5 protein-coding genes are annotated in these 6,704 nt (G+C 64.2%); 4 read left to right on the top strand and 1 reads right to left on the bottom strand.

Going from position 1 to position 6,704, the window contains the following annotated elements; genetic code table 11:
- The 4 genes from J3489_RS24015 to J3489_RS24000 all read left to right on the top strand — a co-directional run.
- Positions 1 to 137 (top strand): citrate/2-methylcitrate synthase (locus tag J3489_RS24015; RefSeq protein ID WP_289623115.1); only part of this gene is annotated, 137 nt, incomplete at its 5' end.
- A gap of 79 nt (positions 138 to 216) precedes the next feature.
- Positions 217 to 2,811 (top strand): Fe/S-dependent 2-methylisocitrate dehydratase AcnD, encoded by a 2,595-nt coding sequence (acnD, locus tag J3489_RS24010; protein ID WP_207002318.1) that lies wholly within the window; start codon positions 217 to 219, stop codon positions 2,809 to 2,811.
- An 86-nt stretch (positions 2,812 to 2,897) separates the two neighbouring features.
- On the top strand, positions 2,898 to 4,100 hold the full coding sequence (gene prpF / locus J3489_RS24005) for a 2-methylaconitate cis-trans isomerase PrpF (RefSeq protein ID WP_207002316.1): 1,203 nt from the start codon (positions 2,898 to 2,900) through the stop codon (positions 4,098 to 4,100).
- Positions 4,101 to 4,211: 111 nt separating this feature from the next.
- Positions 4,212 to 5,399, top strand: coding sequence for an NAD(P)/FAD-dependent oxidoreductase (locus J3489_RS24000; RefSeq protein ID WP_207002337.1), 1,188 nt, complete (start codon positions 4,212 to 4,214; stop codon positions 5,397 to 5,399).
- Positions 5,400 to 5,487: 88 nt separating this feature from the next.
- Here J3489_RS24000 and J3489_RS23995 read toward each other — a convergent pair whose 3' ends face one another.
- Positions 5,488 to 6,672, bottom strand: coding sequence for an NAD(P)/FAD-dependent oxidoreductase (locus tag J3489_RS23995; RefSeq protein WP_207002313.1), 1,185 nt, complete (start codon positions 6,670 to 6,672; stop codon positions 5,488 to 5,490).
- Positions 6,673 to 6,704 lie beyond the last annotated feature (32 nt).

The following is a 6,704-nucleotide window of genomic DNA, read 5'->3' as shown; positions in this document are numbered from 1 at the left end:
CGCTCTTCGTGATCGCCCGCACCTCGGGCTGGAGCGCCCACGTGATCGAGCAGCGCATCGACAACAAGATCATCCGCCCCAGCGCGAATTACACGGGCCCGGAAGACCTGAAATTCGTGCCGATCGAAAAGCGTTGATGGGGAAAGGGGATAATGCGCGACACAACCCGCGCAGTCCCCCGACCGCCCCGCTCATAACTCGCGTTTTCCCCACGCTATGAACACCGCAAACCGCAAACCCCTGCCCGGCACCCGGCTGGATTACTTCGACACGCGCGCCGCGGTCGATGCGATCGAGCCCGGCGCCTACGACAAGCTGCCCTACACGTCGCGCGTGCTGGCCGAGAACCTCGTGCGCCGCTGCGACCCGGCCACGCTTTCCGCGTCGCTCAAACAGATCATCGGACGCAAGCGCGAGCTCGACTTCCCATGGTTCCCGGCGCGCGTCGTGTGTCACGACATTCTTGGCCAGACCGCGCTCGTCGACCTCGCCGGCCTGCGCGATGCGATCGCGGCGCAAGGCGGCGACCCGGCGCTCGTCAACCCGGTCGTGCCGGTGCAACTGATCGTCGATCACTCGCTGGCGGTCGAATGCGGCGGATTCGACCCCGACGCGTTCGCGAAGAACCGCGCCATCGAAGACCGCCGCAACGTTGACCGCTTCGACTTCATCAACTGGACCAAGAAGGCGTTCAAGAACGTCGACGTGATTCCGCCGGGCAACGGCATCATGCATCAGATCAACCTGGAGCGGATGAGCCCGGTGATCCACGCCGTCGACGGCGTGGCCTACCCCGACACGCTCGTCGGCACCGACAGCCATACGCCGCACGTCGACGCGTTGGGCGTGATCGCGATCGGCGTGGGCGGCCTCGAAGCCGAGAACGTGATGCTCGGCCGCGCGTCGTGGATGCGCTTGCCCGATATCGTCGGCGTCGAGCTGACCGGCCGCCGCCAGCCCGGCATCACGGCCACCGACATCGTGCTCGCGCTGACCGAATTCCTGCGCCAGGAAAAGGTCGTGGGCGCCTATCTGGAGTTCCGCGGAGCAGGCGCTGCGAGCCTCACGCTCGGCGACCGCGCCACGATCTCCAACATGGCGCCCGAATACGGCGCCACGGCGGCGATGTTCTACATCGATGAGCAGACCCTCGACTACCTGCGCCTGACGGGCCGCGCCGACGAGCGGGTCAAGCTCGTCGAAACGTACGCGAAGACCGCCGGCCTGTGGGCCGACACCTTGAAGCACGCCGAATACGAGCGCGTGCTCAAGTTCGACCTCTCGAGCGTGGTCCGCAACATGGCCGGCCCGTCCAACCCGCACAAGCGGCTGCCGACTGCCGATCTGGCTGCGCGCGGCATCGCCGGCAAGTGGGAAGACATCCCGGGCCAGATGCCCGACGGCGCCGTCATCATCGCGGCCATCACGAGCTGCACGAATACGAGCAATCCGCGCAACGTGATCGCGGCGGGCCTGCTGGCCCGCAACGCGAACGCGCGCGGGCTCGCGCGCAAGCCGTGGGTCAAGTCCTCGCTCGCGCCGGGCTCCAAGGCGGTGCAGCTTTACCTCGAAGAAGCGAAGCTGCTGCCTGAACTGGAGCAGCTCGGCTTCGGCATCGTCGCGTTCGCGTGCACCACGTGCAACGGCATGTCGGGAGCGCTCGATCCGGCGATCCAGCAGGAGATCGTCGAGCGCGACCTGTACGCGACCGCCGTGCTCTCGGGCAACCGCAACTTCGACGGCCGCATCCATCCGTACGCCAAACAGGCCTTCCTGGCGTCGCCGCCGCTGGTCGTGGCCTACGCGATTGCCGGCACGATCCGCTTCGACATCGAGCAGGACGCGCTGGGCACCGATCCGGACGGCAAGCCGGTGTATCTGAAGGACCTCTGGCCGAGCGACGAGGAAATCGACGCGATCGTCGCGCAAAGCGTCAAGCCCGAGCAGTTCCGCAAGGTCTACGAGCCGATGTTCGCCGTCACGGCCACGGGCAGCGAGCCGATCAGCCCGCTTTACGACTGGCGCGCGCAAAGCACCTATATCCGCCGTCCGCCCTACTGGGAAGGCGCGCTGGCGGGCGTTCGCACGCTGCGCGGCCTGCGTGCCCTCGCGGTGCTCGGCGACAACATCACGACCGACCACCTGTCGCCGTCCAACGCGATCCTGCCGGACAGCGCCGCGGGCGAATACCTCGCCAAAATGGGCCTGCCGGAAGAGGACTTCAACTCTTACGCGACCCACCGCGGCGATCACCTCACCGCGCAGCGCGCGACCTTCGCCAACCCGACGCTCGTCAACGAGATGGCGGTGGTCGACGGCCAGGTGAAGAAGGGATCGCTCGCGCGCATCGAGCCGGAAGGCCGGGTCACGCGCATGTGGGAAGCCATCGAAACCTACATGGACCGCAAGCAGCCGCTCATCATCATCGCGGGCGCGGACTACGGCCAGGGCTCGTCGCGCGACTGGGCGGCCAAGGGCGTGCGCCTGGCGGGCGCGGAAGCGATCGTCGCCGAAGGGTTCGAGCGCATTCACCGCACCAACCTCGTCGGCATGGGCGTGCTGCCGCTCGAGTTCAAGCCGGGCGTGAACCGGCTGACGCTTGGCATCGACGGCACCGAAACCTTCGACGTGATCGGCGAGCGCAAGCCGCGCGCGGATCTCACGCTCGTCATCCATCGCAAGAACGGCGAGCGCGTGGAAGCGAGCGTGACCTGCCGGCTCGACACCGCGGAAGAAGTCTCGATCTACGAAGCAGGCGGCGTGCTGCAGCGCTTCGCGCAGGACTTCCTCGAATCGTCGAAGGCGGCTTGATGAAAGCCGTATAACAACGCGTTCAGACATCACACGCGGACGGCACGACAACGTGCCGCCCGCGGTCTCCTCAGGATACCCACCCCATGGCCCACCTTCCCCAGATCAAGATTCCCGCCACCTACATGCGCGGCGGCACCAGCAAAGGCGTGTTCTTCCGCCTGCAGGATTTGCCCGAAGCCGCCCGAGTGCCGGGCGCGGCGCGCGACGCGCTGCTGTTGCGCCTGATCGGCAGCCCGGACCCGTACGGCAAGCAAATCGACGGCATGGGCGGCGCGACTTCGAGCACCAGCAAGGCCGTCATCATTTCCAAGAGCAGCAAGCCCGGTCACGACGTCGATTACCTGTTCGGGCAGATCTCCATCGATCAGGCGTTCGTCGACTGGAGCGGCAACTGCGGCAACCTCTCTGCCGCCGTGGGACCGTTTGCGATCAGCGCGGGGCTTATCGACGCGAGCCGTGTGCCGCAAAACGGCGTGGCGACCGTGCGCATCTGGCAGGCCACCATCGGCAAGACCATCGTTGCGCACGTGCCGATCACCGACGGCGCGGTGCAGGAAACGGGCGATTTCGAACTCGACGGCGTGACCTTCCCCGCCGCCGAAGTGCAGCTCGAGTTCATGGACCCGGCCGCCGAGGAGGATGGCGCCGGCAGCGCGATGTTCCCGACCGGGAATCGGGTCGACGATCTCGACGTGCCCGGCGTCGGCCTGCTGAAAGCCACGATGATCAACGCGGGCATCCCGACCATCTTCGTGAACGCCGAAGCCATCGGCTACGCCGGCACCGAGCTGCAGGACGCGATCAACGGCGATGCCGAGGCCCTCAAGAAGTTCGAGACCATCCGTGCGTACGGCGCGCTGCGCATGGGCTTGATCAAGGACTTGAGCGAGATCGCCACCCGGCAGCACACGCCGAAGATCGCGTTCGTCGCGCGGCCTGCGGATTACGTGGCGTCCAGCGGCAAGCGCGTCGCCGCCGCGGACGTCGACCTGCTCGTGCGCGCGATGTCGATGGGCAAGCTCCATCACGCGATGATGGGCACGGCGGCGGTTGCCATCGGCACGGCCGCGGCGATACCGGGCACGCTCGTGAATCTCGCTGCGGGCGGCGGCGAGCGCAACGCGGTGCGCTTCGGCCATCCGTCAGGGACGCTGCGGGTCGGTGCAGAGGCCAGTCAAGTGAACGGCGAATGGACCGTCACGAAAGCCATCATGAGCCGCAGCGCCCGGGTGCTGATGGAAGGATGGGTGCGGGTGCCTGCCCCCGTCGATGACACCATTGGCTAAGAATCGCGTTTGCAGTGCGGCTTCTAAGAGACATCAAGTTTGCTTATACCTTTGGACGTCGATTTTGGCTGTATCACACTTAGATACACTGGAAAAAACGGAAGCAGACTCGTGAAAACATACGACGTGATTGTCATTGGAGCTGGTGTCGTCGGCAGCTCGGTAGCGTATCAATTGGCCCGGCTCGGTGCAAAGAACGTACTCGTTCTCGACCGCGGGACCATCGGAGCCGGCACTACATCGCAGTCGTCCGGCATCCTGCGCACGCACTATTCGGTAAAGGAAAACGTCGAGCTCGCCCGGAAGTCGTGGAATGTCTTCAACAACTTTTCTGCGTATCTCGAGGATGAAGAGGCGTCGTGTGGCCTGGTGAAGTCCGGATACATGATTTGCGCGCCGGAAGGCGACAAACTCGAGCCGCTACGCGCCTCATTGGCGCAGCAGAAAGCCCAGGGCATCCCGCTCGAGTTCCTCGATGCGAAGCAAGCTTCAGAGCTCCTGCCGATCGCTCAGTTCGCGGACGCGGCGCTTATCGGGTATGAGCCGGAAGCGGGGTTTGCCGACGCCTATCTCGTCGCCACGAGCTTTGCACGAGCGGCCCGCAAGGGCGGCGTCACCATTCGCGAAAATGCGCAGGTCAATAAGCTGATCATCGAAAACGGCAAGATCGCCGGCGTCTCTACCAGCATCGGCGACTTCTTCACGTCGACGGTCGTCAGCACGCAAAATATCTGGACACCTGAACTCGCCGGTTGGACGGGCCACTCGCTACCCGTGATGCCGGAGCGCCATGCAGTCTTGGCGCTTGAATGCGAAGCCGCGAAATATACGTTCTCCATGCCGGTCTTCAAGGACTTGGCATCGCCTGGGATGCTGTACTGCCGAAGCTACGGCGGCAACCAGATGCTTGTCAGCGAGGGGATCGCAGGAGAAAAGCTCAACGCAGCGGAAGTCGAGCAAGGCGACATCCCGATGGACTACATCATAGAGGTGGGTGGCCAAGTCGCGGAGCGCTTTCCTGAATATGAAACCGCGGGCATCGCCTCGTCCTGGACCGGCGTGTACGACGTGACCCCGGACTGGAATCCCGTGCTCGGGAAATTGCCGGGCATCGAAGGCCTCGTGGTCGGATATGGCTTCTCGGGTCACGGCTTCAAGCTCTCTCCCACCGTTGGGCGTGTTCTTGCCCAAGAAGCGCTAGGCCTGCCTACGGACGTGTCTTTGCGGCCGTATTCCATCGAGCGCTTCTCGACGGGCGAACTACTGGTCGGGAAGTACGGTTCGGGTGCGGTGTCGTAAGGCTCCAATGATGAAGCCGTTCTATAGACAGCGTCTCGACGCCGTTCCTTTTGAGCAATGGCTCAATGGTAACGGCGTCGCTCGAACGTCAGATCAGTCCTGCCGGCAGGGGCAACCATCCTTGCATCTCCTTCCACTCCGGCTCGAGTTGCACAAATCGTGAAAGCGACAACGTGGATAGGTCGGCAAAACGACAAGCGCCGTCGACAACCAAATCGCGGATAGCGCGACCGCTCGCCGGCGACAAGCCGAATCCCACGCTGGAGAGCGTCGCTACCGTTACGTTGGCCACACCGCCTGCCCGGTCGATGATGGGTCGACCATCCGGGGTATTCTCGATGAATCCCGCCCAGCTTCGAATGACCCGCGCGTGAGCGACTTTCGGAAAAAGCGCGGCTACACGTGCGGCGATACTGCTTTGCAACGGGGTCGAGTGTGCGCGCTCGCGGCGCATGTCGCGATGGTCGATCCATTCGTGAGGACCGCCGCCATAGGCAAGATTGCCGCGCAGCGTCTGCCGGCCATAGAGTCCGTTTCCATCCACCCCTCCGATCGCCATCAAAGGAAGTGGCTCTGTGACAATCATCTCCGCCCTTGCGGCAACCAGCGGCACGTCGATATCGAGCATCGCGGCGAGCTCGCCCGTGTGCGGCCCGGCAGCGATGACGACATGGTCGCAGGCGAACACGCCGCGAGTGGTTTGAACGCCAGCCACTTTATCGCCGTTTTTCTCGAAGCCGGTCACCGTCGTGTGTTGCAAAAGCCGACCACCATGGTCTTGCATGGCCCAGGCGTAGCCTTGCAATGTCCGGTGAGGGTTTGCATGTCCGCCGAAGTGATAGAAATATCCCGCGAAGACGTTGTCTCCGGCGTACGGAACCAGTTCTCGCACCTGCCTGGGATCCAGCACGTCCGAGCGAAACCCATGATGCGCGCCATTCGTCAACGCCCGCCGGTATAGCTGAAACTGTTCGTGGTTCAGGGCGATGCGAATCCGGTTCGGCCTGAACTCAGTGGGGTAACCCAGCAGATCGTCCATCATGGGCCATAGCCGCTGCTCCTCCAGAAACAGTGGACTATGGTGGTGGGAGCACCCGCCGCCGTTTCGCCCGGAAGCCCCCCAGCCTATGAGCCCGGCCTCAAGCACGAGTACGTCGACGCCTTCTCGCGCTAGCCACCAGCCCGCGCTGAGCCCGGTCACGCCCCCGCCGATGATGACGACCGAGGCGCCTCTCGGTGCTTCATGTTCCACGATCTGTTTATTTGGTTCCATGTTTGTATCCGCCACGCGTGTTTGACTGGGAC

It is taken from the genome of Trinickia mobilis, assembly GCF_017315705.1.
GTDB classification, from domain to species: domain Bacteria; phylum Pseudomonadota; class Gammaproteobacteria; order Burkholderiales; family Burkholderiaceae; genus Trinickia_A; species Trinickia_A mobilis.
The sequence above is the reverse complement of the archived record's forward strand: the minus strand, read 5'-3'. Positions and strand labels throughout refer to the sequence as shown.

What these genes read in the sequence shown, in the direction of transcription:
- J3489_RS23995 (WP_207002313.1), bottom strand. Translation starts at nt 6,672, where the DNA reads ATGGAACCAAATAAACAGATCGTGGAACATGAAGCACCGAGAGGCGCC.
- prpF (WP_207002316.1), top strand. Translation starts at nt 2,898, where the DNA reads ATGGCCCACCTTCCCCAGATCAAGATTCCCGCCACCTACATGCGCGGC.
- acnD (WP_207002318.1), top strand. Translation starts at nt 217, where the DNA reads ATGAACACCGCAAACCGCAAACCCCTGCCCGGCACCCGGCTGGATTAC.